The following is a 14,478-nucleotide window of genomic DNA, read 5'->3' on the forward strand; positions in this document are numbered from 1 at the left end:
GGGGGTAAGCAGACATGTCACGTATCGGTAAGCAACCGGTTCCGGTCCCGTCCGGAGTCGACGTCACCATCGACGGCCAGAACGTCTCGGTCAAGGGCCCCAAGGGCGCCCTGGAGTTGACCGTCGCCGACCCGATCACGGTGTCGCGCAACGACGATGGCGCCATCGTGGTGGCCCGGCCGAACGACGAGCGGCAGAACCGCTCGCTGCACGGGCTGTCCCGCACCCTGGTGGCCAACCTGGTCACGGGTGTGACGGAGGGCTACACCACCAAGATGGAGATCCACGGCGTCGGTTACCGCGTGCAGCTCAAGGGAACCAACCTGGAGTTCGCGCTCGGCTACAGCCATCCCGTGGTGATCGAGGCGCCCGAGGGCATCACGTTCGCGGTGCAGGCGCCCACCAAGTTCACGATCTCTGGGATCGACAAGCAGAAGGTCGGCCAAATCTCGGCGAACATCCGCCGCCTGCGCCGCCCCGACCCCTACAAGGGCAAGGGCGTGCGCTACGAGGGTGAGCAGATCCGCCGCAAGGTCGGAAAGACAGGTAAGTAGTCATGGCGCAATCACAGACTGCATCCGACGCGCGAAAGACAGTGGGGCAGAACGTATCCGCTACCAGGCGGGTGTCCCGGCTGCGCCGGCACGCACGGCTGCGCAAGAAGGTTTCCGGCACCGCGGAGCGTCCCCGCCTCGTGGTGAACCGGTCGTCGCGGCACATTCACGTGCAACTGGTGAACGACCTCAACGGCACCACCGTGGCCGCGGCTTCGTCCATCGAAGCCGACGTTCGCGGCCTGGACGGGGACAAGAAGGCCCGCAGCGTGCGGGTCGGCCAGTTGATCGCCGAGCGGGCCAAGGCTGCCGGCGTCGACTCCGTGGTATTCGACCGCGGCGGCTACACCTACGGCGGACGAATCGCGGCTCTGGCCGATGCCGCCCGCGAGAACGGATTGCGATTCTGATGAACAACGCAAGCCTGATAAACGGAAGGACCGCATAATGGCGGAGCAGTCCGCTGGAGGCTCGGCAGACAACCGGGGCCCGGACAACCGTGACAGCCGCGATGGGCGAGGCCGGCGCGACGGTGGTGGCCGGGGTGGCCGCGACCGCGACCGTGACGGCGACAAGAGCAACTACCTGGAGCGGGTCGTCGCGATCAACCGCGTCTCCAAGGTGGTCAAGGGTGGTCGGCGGTTCAGCTTCACCGCCCTGGTCATCGTCGGTGACGGCAACGGCATGGTCGGCGTCGGCTACGGCAAGGCCAAGGAAGTCCCGGCGGCCATCGCCAAGGGTGTCGAGGAGGCCCGCAAGGGCTTCTTCCGGGTCCCGCTGATCCGCGGAACCATCACGCATCCGGTGCAGGGGGAGGCCGCGGCCGGCGTCGTGCTGCTGCGTCCGGCCAGCCCGGGTACCGGTGTGATCGCCGGTGGCGCCGCCCGCGCGGTGCTGGAATGCGCTGGCGTGCACGACATTCTGGCGAAGTCGCTGGGCAGTGACAACGCGATCAACGTGGTGCACGCCACCGTCACCGCGCTCAAGATGCTGCAGCGCCCCGAGGAGGTGGCCGCCCGGCGCGGTCTGCCGATCGAGGATGTCGCCCCGGCCGGGATGCTCAAGGCGCGCCGCGAAAGCGATGCGCTGGCCAGTGCCTCCCAGAACCGAGAAGCGGGAGCACAACCATGAGTCAACTGAAGATCACCCAGGTGCGCAGCACCATCGGGGCGCGCTGGAAGCAGCGCGAGAGCCTGCGCACCCTGGGCCTGCGCAAGATCAGCCACTCGGTGATCCGTGAGGACAACGCACAGACGCGCGGTCTGATCGCCGTGGTGAGTCACCTCGTTGAGGTGGAGGAGGCCAAGTGACCATCAAACTGCACGACCTCAAGCCTGCGCGCGGGTCGAAGACGGCGCGCACGCGCGTCGGTCGCGGTGAGGGTTCCAAGGGCAAAACCGCGGGCCGCGGCACCAAGGGCACCAAAGCCCGCAAGAACGTGCCGGCCACCTTCGAAGGTGGGCAGATGCCCATCCACATGCGACTGCCCAAGCTGAAGGGCTTCCGCAACCGGTTCCGCACCGAGTACCAGGTGGTCAACGTCGGTGACATCAACCGGCTCTTCCCGCAGGGCGGCACGGTCGGCGTCGACGAGCTGGTGGCCAAGGGTGCCGTTCGCAAGAACAGCTTGGTCAAGGTGCTGGGCGACGGCAAGCTGACCGTCGGCGTCGAGGTGACCGCGCACAAGTTCAGCGGCAGCGCCCGCGAGAAGATCACCGCCGCGGGCGGTTCGGCCACCGAGCTCTAACCCAGCCGCGAAATCACTTCCAGGGCAAGCCGTTCCATCTGCTCGCGGTCCTGCGCAACGTCAGCGCCGACGGGATTGAGCAGCAACATCTGCGCGCCCGCATACATGACCTCGGACAGCCCGCGGGCCACCTGCGCCGGGGTGCCGGTCACCGCGACCGCCTCCAGGCCGGACCTCTCGCCGTAGATGCGGTACAGCCCGGCCAGCGCTGTGTCGCGGGCACGCTCGGCGTCGTCGTCGACCATCACGTAGACGCGTTTGGCGATGGTGAACCGCCGGGGATCTCTGCCTTGGCCGGCCAGTTCAGTGCGCACTATGCGCACCGCTTCGGCGAACGCGGCGGTGGTCGACGACCCCGCGCCGATGAACGCATCGCCCAGGCGGGCCGCGCGGGCCAGGGCGGCGGGGGCGCGTCCGCCGAACCAGATCGGTGGATGCGGCCGTTGCACGGGTTTGGGTTGGATCGGCAGATTGTCGACGTCGCGAAACCGGCCGTGGAAGTTCACCGTCGGCTCGTCGGACCAGGCGGCGCGCATCAATTCCAGCCCCTCGGTGAAATACCGGACATGCGTGGACTTCTCGATGCCGAAAGCGCCGAACCGGCGCGAACCTCCGCCGGCGACCACGCCGAGGTCGAGCCTGCCGCCGCTGAGCCGGTCGACGGCGGTCACGGCTGAGGCCAGCTGCAGCGGATCGTGCAGCGACGTCACCAGCACGGCCACCCCCAGGCGCAGCCGCCGGGTGCACGCCGCGGCATAGGCCAGCACCTCGAGGGGCGCCAGCAGGGCTGACCCGCCGATGGCCTGTTCCAGGGTCCACCCGCCCTCGAAACCCAGTTCTTCGGCGCGGGCGAGGTAGTCCTGCAACTGCGCGGTGTCGAAGTCCGGCGAGCCGAGTTGGGGGATCGAGATGGCGAACCTCACCGCTAGCACGCTACCGGTGCCGGCCAGGCGGGTCGGTACCGATCGGTACGCTGCAGAACATGTTCGCCTTTCTGCCTAACCTGCCCGGAGTCGACGACGTGCGGGCGCTGGTCGACCGGGTCGACACCGCCCGTCACCACGGCATACCCAACGGGTGCGTCCTCGAGTTCGACCTGCGCAGCATGCCGCCGGAGACCACCGGGTTCGACCCGCTCACGATCATCAGCGGCGGCGGCCGGCAGCTGCCGCTGCGCGAGGCGGTCGCCGCGATTCACCGTGCCGCCGAAGACCCGCGCGTCGCCGGGCTGATCGCCCGCGTGCAGCTGTCCCCGTCACCGATCGGCGCGGTCCAGGAATTGCGGGACTCCATCGCTGCGTTCAGTGCCGTCAAGCCGTCGCTGGCCTGGGCGGAGACTTTCCCGGGCACGCTGTCCTATTACCTGGCGTCGGCATTCCGTGAGGTCTGGATGCAGCCTTCGGGTGAGGTCGGGCTGATCGGCTTCGCGAGCAACGCGATGTTTCTGCGCGATGCCCTGGCCAAAGCGGGCATAGAGGCCCAGTTCATCGCGCGCGGCGAATACAAGTCGGCGGCAAACCTTTTCACCGAGGACGGCTTCACCGACGCCCATCGCGAAGCGGTGACCCGCATGCTGGAGAGTCTGCAGGATCAGGTGTGGCAGGCCGTCGCCGAGTCGCGCCGGATCGATGCCGGCGCCCTGGACGAGCTGGCCGATCGCGCTCCGCTGCTGCGTGACGACGCGCTGGCCTCCGGGCTGGTGGACCGGATCGGATTCCGCGACGAGGCATATGCGCGCATCGCGGAACTGACTGATGCGCACCATGATTCGTCTGATCGCGCGGATGCCGACCCGGATGAGACGCCGCCGCGGATGTATCTGGCCCGCTATGCCGGCTCGGCGCGGTCGCGGCTGTCGCCGCCGGTGCCGTCGATCCCGGGACGCCGGCCCAAGCCGACGGTTGCCGTGGTCACCGTCGAGGGTGCCATCGTCAACGGCCGGGGCGGGCCGCAGGGCCTGCCGTTGGGGCCGTCGAATGCCGGCGGCGACACGATCGCTGCGGCGCTGCGGGAGGCGGCGGCCGATGACGCCATCTCGGCGATCGTGCTGCGGGTGGACAGCCCCGGCGGGTCCGTGACGGCGTCGGAGAGCATCTGGCGCGAGGTCAAACGCGCACGCGAGCGCGGCAAGCCGGTAGTGGCCTCGATGGGATCGGTCGCCGCGTCCGGCGGGTACTACGTGTCGATGGGCGCCGATGCCATCGTGGCGAATCCCGGCACCATCACTGGATCCATCGGCGTCATCACCGGCAAGTTGGTGGTGCGGGACCTCAAGGACCGACTCGGGGTCGCGTCGGAAACCGTGCGCACCAATGCCAATGCCGACGCCTGGTCGATCGACGCGCCGTTCACCCCCGAGCAGCAGGCGCATCGGGAGGCCGAGGCCGACCTGTTCTACACCGACTTCGTCGAACGCGCCGCGCAGGGCCGCAATCTGACCACTCAGGACGTGGATGTCGTTGCCCGCGGCCGGGTTTGGACCGGCGCCGATGCCTTCGAGCGGGGTTTGGTCGACGAGTTGGGCGGCTTTCGGACCGCGGTGCGCCGGGCCAAGGTGCTCGCCGGCCTCGACCCGGACGTGCCGGCGCGGATCGTGAGCTATCCGGGCTCGTCGTTGCTGGACCTGCTGCGGCCACGGGCGTCCTCGCAGCCGGGCGCGGCGTCGTTGCCCGACGCTGTCGGGGCGTTGCTCACGCGTTCGGTCCTCGGCATTGTCGATCAACTGGAGCAGACGGTCAGCGGTGCCAGCGTGCTGTGGCTGGGGCAGGCGCGGTTCTAGGCCGTCAGTCGCGCGCTGATGAAGATGATCTCGCCGAGCGGGTCGTTGTTCTCGGGCGCGGGGACCGTCAGATTGTGTCGTTCGAATAGTTCGGTGCGGGTCACCGCATCGGTGTCCCAGCCCCTGGCGCGCAGGTAGTCGACGACATGATTGCGCTCGCCGGAGTAGACCAGCGAGGCCATGTCGATGTCCACGCCGTGATCGCGGAAGCTTCCCGACATCTCACGAACCTTATCGGCATCGAAATCCACTATGCCAGGGACGAATTCGGTTGCGATGGTGCTTCCGGGGACGCTCAGCGCGATGATGTTGTCGAACAACCGGTCTTGGGCGTCCGGCGGCAGGTAGATCAGCAGGCCTTCGGCAAGCCATGCCGTCGGTTGGGTCGGATCAAGCCCCGCCGCCCGCAGCGCCGTCGGCCAGTCGCCGCGCAGGTCGATCGCGACCGTCCGCCGATCTGCGGTGGGCGTAGCACCGAGGTCGTCCAGGGTGGTGGTCTTGAACTCGATCACCTGTGGCTGGTCGATCTCGTAGACCACTGTCCCGGCGGGCCACGGCAGCCGGTAGGCGCGTGCGTCCAGTCCGGACGCCAGGATCACGACCTGCCGCACCCCCGCGTCGGTGGCTTGCGCGAAGTACTCGTCAAAGTACTTGGTGCGCACGCCCATTCCGTCGATCATCGCCTGCACCCGTGCCGGGTTGATGTTCTCGAACGTCTCGGGGTCGAGTTTGCCGTCCATCATCTTGGTGAAGAAATCCACCCCGACGGCACGCACCAGCGGTTCGGCGAACGGGTCGTCGATCAACCCGCCGGGCGTGTTCGTGACCATCGCGCGCCCGGCCGCGACCATGGTCGCGGTGGCGCCGACGCTGGACGCCAGATCCCAGTTGTCGTCGTGAGCGCGTGGCATCAATGTCTCCTAGTGGTCCTTGGGCAGGGTACCGCTGACGTAGAGCATCTCGACGGCGGGCGCATCCTCCTCCACCACGGCAGGCGGGAGACCGTTGGCCGCACGCAGCTCCGGCAGGGCGATGGTGGTGATCTGCCAGCCGTGAGCTGTGAGGTACGCCGCGACTTCGTTGCGCTCACCGAGGTAGATCAGATTACCCATGTCGATGTCGAATCCGTGCGCGCGCCAGCGTTCGGAGACCTTTTCCATGTGCTGCCGTAGGTCATTCTTGTCGACGGGCTCGGTTCGGTTCATGCCCTCGGTGGCCAGCCGGCTGCCCGGCGCGCTGAGCTCGGTGATGGTGTCCAGCAGGCGGTCCTGGGCTTCCGGCGGCAGGTACCCCAGCAGTCCCTCCGCGCTCCACGCGGTGGGCAGGGCGGGGTTGAATCCCGCCTGACGCAACGCGGTCGGCCAGTCGTCGCGCAGGTCGACGGACACGGCGCGCCGGTCGGCACTGGGGGTCGCGCCCAACTCGGCCAGGGTGCGCGACTTGAACTCGATGACCTGCGGCTGGTCAATCTCGAAGACCACGGTCTGGTCCGGCCAGGTCAACCGGTAAGCCCGGGCGTCTAGGCCGGAGGCGAGGATCACGGCCTGCTTGATGCCCGCCCGCGTCGCCTCCAGAAAGAACTCGTCGAAGAATTTGGTGCGCACGGCCATGTTCTCCGCGACGTTGGCGACCCCGCTGAACGGGCGCTGCGGATCGCTGTCGAGTTCGGCGACGGTGGTCGCACCGGTCGCCAGCCGGGTGAGCAGATCCACGCCGACCGCCCGTACCAGCGGTTCGGCGAACGGGTCGTTGATCAGCGGATTCTCGGCACGCGTGGCCATCGCGCGGCCGGCAGCGACCATGGTCGCGGTCACCCCGACGCTGGTCGCCAAATCCCAGGTGTCTCCGTCGTACCGTGCGGTGCTGGCAGTCATGGGGGTTCCTCGATCCGGGGGACTCACTGATACTTAGTCAATATAACAAAAGCTCGAACGGGGCGTCGCCGGCGGTCAGACCGGGCGGCTGGCCCGGTAATACACCAGCTGCCCGAGCAGGCGGTGCGACTGGGTGGCGACCTGCGCGCAGTCGAACCCGGCCGTATCCAGCAGGCGTGGAATCGCGTCGCCGAGATTGCCGGCGGCGTGGTGGTTGCTCCTCATCCGCCTGGCTATCGGGCTTGGCGGGGCGGTCATCTCACCGCCGATATCGACCAGGTGCAGGCTGCCGCCAGGCCGCAACACACGGAAGATCTCGGCAGCGGCAGCAGGTTTCGCGTCGTCGGGGAGGTGGTGCAGCATCATCGAGGACAGCACCCGGTCGAATTCGCCGTCGGCGCAGGGTAGCTGCTGGGCATACCCTTCTTCGAACCGAATGCCGCTCAGCCCGTGTGCCTTTCGTCGCGCGCGGTCCAGTATCTGCGGGTCGGGGTCGGTCCCCACCGCGTCGATCCCGGGGTGCGAGCGTTTGGCCGCGATGAGGACATTGCCGGTGCCGCAACCGATTTCCAATACCCGCTGGCCGTCGCGGAGTTCGGCGTGCGTGATCAGCCTGGCATAGACGCGGCGAAATCCCAGTACCCGTGCGATCAGGTCGTACGCGGGCAGCAGGCCGGGTAGGCCAGTGGCAGGCAAGTAGTCAGGTGGATGATGTTTGGTCATGTCACTATTGTTCCGTATTGAGCGCAAGCATCATTGGTCGATTCTCGTCGAAATTGGGACTATCTTCGGTTAGATGACCGCCCCAACTCGACTCAGTCGGCATCGTGGAGGCGTTCCGGTCTACCGGTATCGCAGTGATCCGGACACGCCCCCGGTCTCAATAGCCCGGCGCGATCAGCTCGTCGAGCCGCACCCGCACATCCACGACTTTCCGGCGCTCTGGTACGCGCCGGCGGCCGGATTGGTGCGCGTCGTCGCTCCCGGCAAGGTGCTCGACCCCGCGCAGGTAGCGCCGGCTGAGGAGGGATTCGCGGTGTTCTTCGATCCGTCCGCCCTCGGAGAGGACGCGCGGTCCCCGTGGCCGGCATGGCAGGCCCATCCGCTGCTGTTCCCGTTCCTGCACGGCCGGACGGGTGGGGTGCTGTGTCTGAAGGTGCCCCCGGACCGGCGACCGGCGTGGGATGAGGCGATCCTGTCGATGCAGACCGAGCTGACCCTGCACCAGGACGGCTATCGGCAAGCGGTCCTGGCGCACCTGACCCTGCTGCTGATCGAACTGGCGCGCCTGGCCAAAGACGTGGTGGCCGATCTGCGGCGTAGCGGAGAACCGCTGCTGGCAGAGGTGTTCGCGGTGATCGACCGTCGACACGGTGAACCATTGTCACTGCGGGACGTGGCGGGCGAGGTCGGGATGACGCCCGGGCACCTGACCACGATCGTGCGCCGGCGCACCGGACGCACCGTGCAGGAATGGATCATCGAGCGCCGCATGGCCGAGGCTCGCGAGTTGCTGGCCGATACGGATCTGCCGGTGGGCGAGGTCGCCAGACGGGTCGGCATACCCGATCCCGGATATTTCAGCAGGCTGTTCGGCCGCACCCACGGCGGTCCGCCTCGGCAGTTCCGGGCGTCAGCGCACCGCCGTTGACCGGCGGATCGGTTCATTGACCCGCGGACTCGAACACTGTTCGACATGGGGGCCGCGGTGTTGCATACCAACGATATCGAGATGGGCGAACCCCGGATGCAGCTGCCCAACCTGGCCAACAACATGACGGTGTACGAGTCGCTGCCGGTGCGTCTCGGTTAAGCCGCGTACGGCGATTCAGGAGTTCGCGCGCAGGTAGGTGTACACGCCGGCGAAGTTGCGGTTGACCTCTTCGGGCACCGGCACCGGACCCCCCAGAGCTCGCGCACCCCAGGCGATTTGCGCGGTCCGCTCGACGAGTGCGGTGATGTGCAACGCCGTGGCCGGCCGGGGGCCGACGGCCACCAGGCCGTGATTGGCGATCAGGGCCGCGCCGCGTCCCCCCAGGGCTTTGACCGCGTTGGTGCCGACATCGGGGGTACCCGACGCGGCGTACTCGGCGCAGCGCACGTCCCCGCCGCAGTAGACCGCGAACTCGTCGATGCAGGCCGGAATCGGTTGGTGTGCCACGGCGAACATGGTGGCCCAGACGGGATGGCTGTGGATGACGCTGCCGATGTCGTCGAATGCCGCAAAGCACGCCAGATGCAGTTGCAGCTCGGTGGACGGCATCCGGCCGTCCTTGGCGTGCAGTACGGCGCCGTCCGGGTCGACCAGCACCAGGTCGTCGAGTGCCATGTCGGCATAGTCCACCGACGACGGTGTGATCACCAGGTTTCCGTCGGAGCGGCGGGCCGAGATGTTGCCGGCGGTGCCTTCGACCAGTCCGCGGCGCAGCATGTCCTTGGCCGCCGCGAGCACCGCCACTTCGGCGTCCTCGACGAACTTCATGAGCCCAGCACCTCCGGGTTGACGATATGGGCGGGCGTGGCGCCGGACAGCAGTGCCTCCAGGTCGTCGGCAACCATCTGCGCCTGCCGGGCCTCAGTGTTCCAGGTGGCCCCGCCGATGTGCGGGGTGAGTACGACGTTGGGCATGCCGGTCAGGGGGTGATCGGCATGCAGCCACTCGCCCGCGAAATGATCCAGCCCGGCGGCGGCGACCTTGCCGCTGCGCAGCGCATCGACCAGTGCATCGGTGTCGTGCAGTTGGGCGCGTGCGGTGTTGAGGAACACCACGCCGTCCCGCATGGCACCGAACTGCTCGGCGCCGATCATCCCGGTGGTGTCCTCGGTGACCGGTGCGTGCAGCGAGACGACGTCGGACTCGGCCAGCAACTCGCCCAAAGAGTGCCCGGCCTCGTCGCTGTACGGATCGCACGCGATGACCCGCAGACCCAGGCCGGCCAGCCGCCACCGGGTGGCCCGGCCGACGGCGCCCAGGCCCACCAACCCGGCGGTGAGCCCCGCGATCTCAGCCCCGCGGAAGCGCTGATAGGGGATGGTGCCGTCGCGAAACATGTTGCCGCTGCGCACATCCGCATCCGCGGTCAACAATGCGCGGGTGACGGCCAGCAGCAGGGCCACCGTCAGCTCGGCGACCGCATCGGCGTTGCGGCCCGGGGCGTACAACACCGGGACGCCGGCCGCCGTCGCACCGGCGACATCCACATTGTTCGGGTCGCCACGGGTGGACGCGACCGCGCGCAGGCCCAATTCCAGCACCGGACCCTGTACCGAATCGCTTTCCACCACAAGGACTTCGGCGGCTTCGGCGGTGATCCGCTCAGCCAGCTGCTCGGCGCTGTAGATGCGCAGCGGCACCTGCTCGATCCAGGGGTCGTACACCACGTCGAGCAGCTCCCGCAGTTTGGCGAAGCCCGGTCCGCGCAGCGGAGCGGTCACCAGGGCACGCGGTCGAGGGGTCACGTCTGCCAATGCTGGCGTACCGTGGCGCCCGTGTCACGCGAAGACGTCACAATCGGCATCGACGTCGGCACCACGGCGGTCAAGGCGGTTGCGGCCGACGAGAACGGCCGCGTAGTGGCGCGGGCCCGCATTCCGCACCAGCTCCGCGTGCCCGAACCGGACCAACTGGAACACGACGCGGACGAGGCGTGGCGACAGGGTCCGGTGGTCGCCCTGCACCGGGTGACCGAAGCTGGGGCCGGGCGAGTCCGAGCGGTGGCCGTCGCGTCGATGGTGCCGTCGATGACCGCTGTCGACGCGGCCGGCCGGCCCCTCACCCCGGGCCTGCTGTACGGCGACAGCCGCGGCCGGGTGGTCGACGCTCCCGAACAACCCGTTCCCGCGGTGGGGGAGGCCGCCGAATTCCTGCGCTGGACGGCCGCGCAGGCGCCGGACGCCGCCGGCTACTGGCCGGCGCCCGCCGTTGCCAATCATGCGCTGGCGGGACAGCCGGTGATCGACTTCGCAACGGCCATCACCTCATTGCCGTTGTTCGACGGGGCGGGGTGGAATGCGGCGGAGTGCGCCCAGCGCGGCGCCGGCACCGAGCAGATGCCCCGGGTGGAGACCTTCGGTGCACCGATCAGTCACCTGCACGGCGACGCGCAGAACACCGCTGTACTGGCGACCGGTGCCATCGACGCGCTGTGTGAACAGATCGTCGCCGGCGCCGATCAGGACGGCGACGTGCTGGTGCTCTGTGGCACGACATTGATCGTATGGACGACGATTTCAGCTGCCCGGCAGGTGCCGGGCTTGTGGACCATCCCGCACACCGCGCCCGGCAAGAGCATGATCGGCGGTGCCAGCAACGCCGGTGGCATGTTCCTGGGATGGGTGGATCGTGTTGTTGCACAAGCTGATCCGATGTCATGTGACCCGCGTCGGGTTCCAGTGTGGTTGCCTTACATCCGTGGCGAGCGCACCCCGTTCCACGATCCGGACCGGCGTGCCCTGCTCGACGGCGTGGACCTGACGCACGACGCCGCGGCCCTTCGGCGCGCCGCCTACGAGGCGTCCGGCTTCGTCGTCCGGCAGATGCTGGAACTGAGCGGCGCGCCGGTGCGGCGGATCATCGCCTCCGGCGGCGGCACTCGGCTGCAGCCCTGGATGCAGGCCATTGCCGACGCCACGGGTCGGCCCGTCCAGCTGTCCGCGGTCGCTGAGGGGGCGGCCCTGGGGGCAGCTTTCCTGGCCCGGATGGCTGTCGGACTGGAGTCGGTGATCACCGACGCAGGCCGCTGGGCGCGGGTCGAGCACGTCGTCGAGCCGCGGCCGGACTGGGTGGGGCCGACCAAGGACCGGTATCGCCGGTTCCTGGAGCTCAGTCGATCGCGATTGGTATGACGGGCGGATTGGTGGCGCGCATCGGTGGGCGGCGTTCTACGCTTATGCGATGACTGACCACGACCAGACCGCCATCCGTCGAGAGATCGCCGATACCCTACTGGCCGCGTTGGAACGCCGGCACGAGGTTGCTGATGCGATAGTGGCGGCGAAGAACAAACCGGCCGCGGTCGAGGCCATCGTCGAGCTGCTGGGTACCTCGCATCTGGCGGCCGAGGCCGTGATGAGCATGTCGTTCGAGCAGCTCACCCAGGATGCGCGCGCAAAGACCCTGGCCGAGCTCGACGACCTGAACAAACAGCTCAGCTTTGCTGCCAAGGAGCGGCCGGCGAGTTCGGGGGAGACCCTGGAGCTGCGGGCATTCTCCGCAGTGGAGGACCGTGACATCTTCACCGCGCGAACGGAGGAGATCAAGTTCGCCGGGGACGGCTCGGGCGCCCCGGCCGGCGCCATCGACGACGAGATCCGGGCGGCTCTGGGCCGGCTGCGCGACGAGGAGGCGGCCTGGTTCGTCGCCGTGGACTCCGGCGAGAAGGTGGGCATGGTCTTCGGGGAGCTGCTGCACGGTGAGGTGAATGTGCGGATCTGGATCCACCCCGAGCACCGCAAGAAGGGTTACGGCACCGCGGCGCTGCGCAAATCACGCTCGGAGATGGCGTGGGCCTTCCCGGCAGTACCGATGGTGGTCCGGGCGCCGGCGGCCAATCCCGAATAGCCGCAACGCTATTCGCGCGTCGCAGTCACTGTGACGATGTCGCGCAACTGGCCCACCTCGGGTTCGTCCGGGAAGACCAGCCCGTAGTCGGCATACAGATCCCGGCGGGGCCGGGTGCGCACCTGCCAGCCGTGCCCGGTGAGGTAGTCGACGACGTTGTTGCGCTCGCCGACGTAGAACAGCCCGGACAGGTCGATGTCGCAGCCCAGATTGGCCCAGCGCCGGTTGAACTCCTGGGCGCGGTCAGCCATCGGCACCGTGGACTCGGGATGGTATTCGGTAGCCACCCGGCTGCCCGGCCCGCTGAGCTCGGTGATGTTGTCGAAGAGCCGGTCCTGGGCGTCGGGTGGCAGATACATCAACAAGCCCTCGGCGCTCCAGGCGGTGGCCCGCGACGGTTCGAACCCGCTGCGTCGCAGCGCTGCCGGCCAGTCGTCGCGCAGATCGACGCTCACCGCCTTGCGATGCGCCGACGGGGTGGCGCGCAGCTCCGACATGGTGGCGTTCTTGAACTCGATCACCTTGGGCTGGTCGATCTCATAGACCACGGTGCCCCGCGGCCAGTGCAGCCGGTAGCCACGCGCGTCCAGGCCGGCCGCCAGGATCACCGCCTGGTGGACGCCGGAGCGGGCGGCATCGAGGAAGAACTCGTCGAAGAAGCGGGTGCGGACGGCCATCGACTCGGCCATCAACGTCAGCTCGCGTCGGCGGGAGTCGTCGGCGGCGATTTCGGCGACCTCGCCGTCGATCAGGCGGGTGAAGAAATCCAGCCCGACGGCTCGCACCAGCGGTGCGGCGAACGGGTCGGTGATGACGGGGTTGTCCTGCTCGCTGGCCACCGCCCGGGCGGCGGCAACCATCGTCGCGGTTGCGCCCACACTGGACGCCAGATCCCAGCTGTCGCCGGTGGATCGCTGTGACTCCGGTTGGGACATCGTTACCGCAGCTCCGCGCTGAGGAAGACCACCTCGCCGAACGGGGCGTCGTCACCCTGCGCCTGCGGCAGCCCGTGCGTGGTGAACAGCTCGGCGTTGCTCGCGGTGGTCGTCTGCCACCCGCGTTCGGACAGGTAGGTCCCCGCATCGGTGCGGTCGTCGAAGTAGACCAGCGCGGCCATGTCGAAGTCGAGGCCGTGCCGGCTCCAGCGCTCATTGTGGCGACGCATCCGGCGCCGGAGTTCGTCTTCGTTGAGTTCGTTGATGTCCAGCAGACCCTCGGTGGCGAACCGGCTGCCCGGCACGCTCTGCGCGGTGATCTGGTCAAGCAGGCGGTCCTGCGCCTCAGCCGGCAGATACCCCAGCAACCCCTCGGCGATCCAGGCGGTGCGCTGGGTGGGATCGAAGCCCGCCGCGCGGAGCGCGGCCGGCCAATCTTCGCGCAGATCGACCGCCACCGTCCGTCGGTCCGCAGTCGGTTCGGCGCCCAAGCCGGACAGCGTGGCGGTCTTGAACTCGATCACCGCGGGCTGGTCGACCTCGAACACCGTGGTGCCCGCCGGCCAGGGCAACCGGTAGGCGCGGGAGTCCAGACCGGCGGCCAAGATGACGGCCTGCCGGATGCCGGTCGCCGTCGCTGCGGCGAAGAAGTCGTCGAAGAACCTGGTGCGAACAGCCATGGCGTTGGCGAAATGCGCTGTTGCGGTGGCGGTTTCCTTGTCGAGATCGGACAGGTCCAGCTCGCCCCCGGCCAACCGGGAGAAGAAGTCGACACCTACGGCCCGGACCAGCGGCTCGGCGAAGTGGTCGGCGGCTACTGCGCCGGCACCGTCGGCGTCCCGCGCGGCGACGGCGCGCGCCGCCGCGACCATGGTGGCCGTCAACCCGACACTGGACGCCAGATCCCACGTGTCGCCCTCGAATCGGGCACTACCCAGCTGGGTCATCGACATCTCCCCGCAAACAGGTTTCTATTACTTAGCCAATGTAACGAGCTCCCCAGACTCTACGCCGCACAGGTGGCACCGG

Annotated in this window: 17 protein-coding genes; 9 read left to right on the forward strand and 8 right to left on the reverse strand. The window is 68.5% G+C overall.

What is annotated here, in order from left to right; all coding sequences use genetic code 11:
* Positions 1-14: 14 nt before the first annotated feature.
* Genes rplF through rplO form a run of 5 tightly spaced genes read left to right on the forward strand, consistent with a single transcriptional unit; the run spans position 15 to position 2,301 of the window.
* A complete protein-coding gene (rplF, locus tag ACZYZ9_RS08725) occupies positions 15-554 on the forward strand; it encodes a 50S ribosomal protein L6 (protein WP_463825845.1) in 540 nt (179 codons plus the stop codon).
* Positions 555-595: 41 nt separating this feature from the next.
* Positions 596-964 carry a 50S ribosomal protein L18 gene (gene rplR / locus ACZYZ9_RS08730; protein WP_463825988.1) on the forward strand — a complete coding sequence of 123 codons (369 nt, stop codon included), beginning with the start codon at positions 596-598 and terminating at the stop codon, positions 962-964.
* A 37-nt stretch (positions 965-1,001) separates the two neighbouring features.
* Positions 1,002-1,685 carry a 30S ribosomal protein S5 gene (gene rpsE, locus ACZYZ9_RS08735; protein WP_463825847.1) on the forward strand — a complete coding sequence of 228 codons (684 nt, stop codon included), beginning with the start codon at positions 1,002-1,004 and terminating at the stop codon, positions 1,683-1,685.
* Positions 1,682-1,864, forward strand: coding sequence for a 50S ribosomal protein L30 (gene rpmD / locus ACZYZ9_RS08740; RefSeq protein WP_463825849.1), 183 nt, complete (start codon positions 1,682-1,684; stop codon positions 1,862-1,864). Before rpsE ends, rpmD begins: the two co-directional genes overlap by 4 nt.
* Positions 1,861-2,301: a 50S ribosomal protein L15 gene (gene rplO, locus ACZYZ9_RS08745; RefSeq protein WP_463825850.1), complete on the forward strand. Its 441-nt coding sequence runs from the start codon at positions 1,861-1,863 to the stop codon at positions 2,299-2,301. The genes rpmD and rplO overlap by 4 nt, the downstream gene beginning before the upstream one ends.
* Here rplO and ACZYZ9_RS08750 read toward each other — a convergent pair.
* Entirely contained in the window at positions 2,298-3,224 is a 927-nt protein-coding gene (locus ACZYZ9_RS08750; RefSeq protein WP_463825851.1) for an LLM class flavin-dependent oxidoreductase, read from the reverse strand. The two genes, rplO and ACZYZ9_RS08750, sit on opposite strands and share 4 nt — an antisense overlap.
* A gap of 59 nt (positions 3,225-3,283) precedes the next feature.
* Here ACZYZ9_RS08750 and sppA point away from each other — a divergent pair, with 59 nt between their 5' ends.
* Positions 3,284-5,080, forward strand: coding sequence for a signal peptide peptidase SppA (gene sppA, locus ACZYZ9_RS08755; RefSeq protein WP_463825852.1), 1,797 nt, complete (start codon positions 3,284-3,286; stop codon positions 5,078-5,080).
* Here the strand turns inward: sppA and ACZYZ9_RS08760 are convergent.
* From ACZYZ9_RS08760 to ACZYZ9_RS08770, 3 genes are all read right to left on the reverse strand, one after another.
* A complete protein-coding gene (locus ACZYZ9_RS08760) occupies positions 5,077-5,991 on the reverse strand; it encodes a class I SAM-dependent methyltransferase (protein ID WP_463825853.1) in 915 nt (304 codons plus the stop codon). The genes sppA and ACZYZ9_RS08760 overlap by 4 nt on opposite strands.
* A 9-nt stretch (positions 5,992-6,000) precedes the next feature.
* Positions 6,001-6,954, reverse strand: coding sequence for a class I SAM-dependent methyltransferase (locus ACZYZ9_RS08765; RefSeq protein WP_463825854.1), 954 nt, complete (start codon positions 6,952-6,954; stop codon positions 6,001-6,003).
* A 75-nt stretch (positions 6,955-7,029) separates the two neighbouring features.
* Entirely contained in the window at positions 7,030-7,677 is a 648-nt protein-coding gene (locus ACZYZ9_RS08770; protein ID WP_463825855.1) for a class I SAM-dependent methyltransferase, read from the reverse strand.
* Between the two features lie 73 nt (positions 7,678-7,750).
* On the opposite strand from ACZYZ9_RS08770, the gene ACZYZ9_RS08775 reads away from it, so the two are divergent.
* The gene (locus ACZYZ9_RS08775) at positions 7,751-8,605 is read left to right on the forward strand and encodes a helix-turn-helix transcriptional regulator (protein WP_463825856.1); all 855 of its coding nucleotides are present in this window, start codon (positions 7,751-7,753) and stop codon (positions 8,603-8,605) included.
* Between the two features lie 177 nt (positions 8,606-8,782).
* Here ACZYZ9_RS08775 and ACZYZ9_RS08780 read toward each other — a convergent pair whose 3' ends face one another.
* Both ACZYZ9_RS08780 and ACZYZ9_RS08785 read right to left on the reverse strand, forming a co-directional pair.
* Positions 8,783-9,436, reverse strand: a complete 654-nt coding sequence (locus tag ACZYZ9_RS08780; RefSeq protein WP_463825857.1) for an L-fuculose-phosphate aldolase — start codon at positions 9,434-9,436, stop codon at positions 8,783-8,785.
* Positions 9,433-10,413, reverse strand: coding sequence for an NAD(P)-dependent oxidoreductase (locus tag ACZYZ9_RS08785; protein WP_463825858.1), 981 nt, complete (start codon positions 10,411-10,413; stop codon positions 9,433-9,435). Before ACZYZ9_RS08785 ends, ACZYZ9_RS08780 begins: the two co-directional genes overlap by 4 nt.
* 30 nt (positions 10,414-10,443) lie before the next feature.
* Here ACZYZ9_RS08785 and ACZYZ9_RS08790 point away from each other — a divergent pair, with 30 nt between their 5' ends.
* Together ACZYZ9_RS08790 and ACZYZ9_RS08795 are read left to right on the forward strand one after the other, a co-directional pair.
* The gene (locus tag ACZYZ9_RS08790) at positions 10,444-11,799 is read left to right on the forward strand and encodes a xylulokinase (RefSeq protein WP_463825859.1); all 1,356 of its coding nucleotides are present in this window, start codon (positions 10,444-10,446) and stop codon (positions 11,797-11,799) included.
* Positions 11,800-11,848: 49 nt separating this feature from the next.
* Positions 11,849-12,514, forward strand: a complete 666-nt coding sequence (locus tag ACZYZ9_RS08795) for a GNAT family N-acetyltransferase (protein ID WP_463825860.1) — start codon at positions 11,849-11,851, stop codon at positions 12,512-12,514.
* 8 nt (positions 12,515-12,522) lie between these two features.
* On the opposite strand, the gene ACZYZ9_RS08800 is transcribed toward ACZYZ9_RS08795, so the two are convergent.
* Both ACZYZ9_RS08800 and ACZYZ9_RS08805 read right to left on the reverse strand, forming a co-directional pair.
* Complete coding sequence (locus ACZYZ9_RS08800) at positions 12,523-13,449, reverse strand: class I SAM-dependent methyltransferase (protein WP_463825861.1); 927 nt, start codon at positions 13,447-13,449, stop codon at positions 12,523-12,525.
* Positions 13,450-13,451: 2 nt separating this feature from the next.
* On the reverse strand, positions 13,452-14,396 hold the full coding sequence (locus ACZYZ9_RS08805) for a class I SAM-dependent methyltransferase (RefSeq protein ID WP_463825862.1): 945 nt from the start codon (positions 14,394-14,396) through the stop codon (positions 13,452-13,454).
* Positions 14,397-14,478: the final 82 nt, after the last annotated feature.

This window comes from Mycobacterium sp. IDUB_28 (assembly GCF_055419285.1).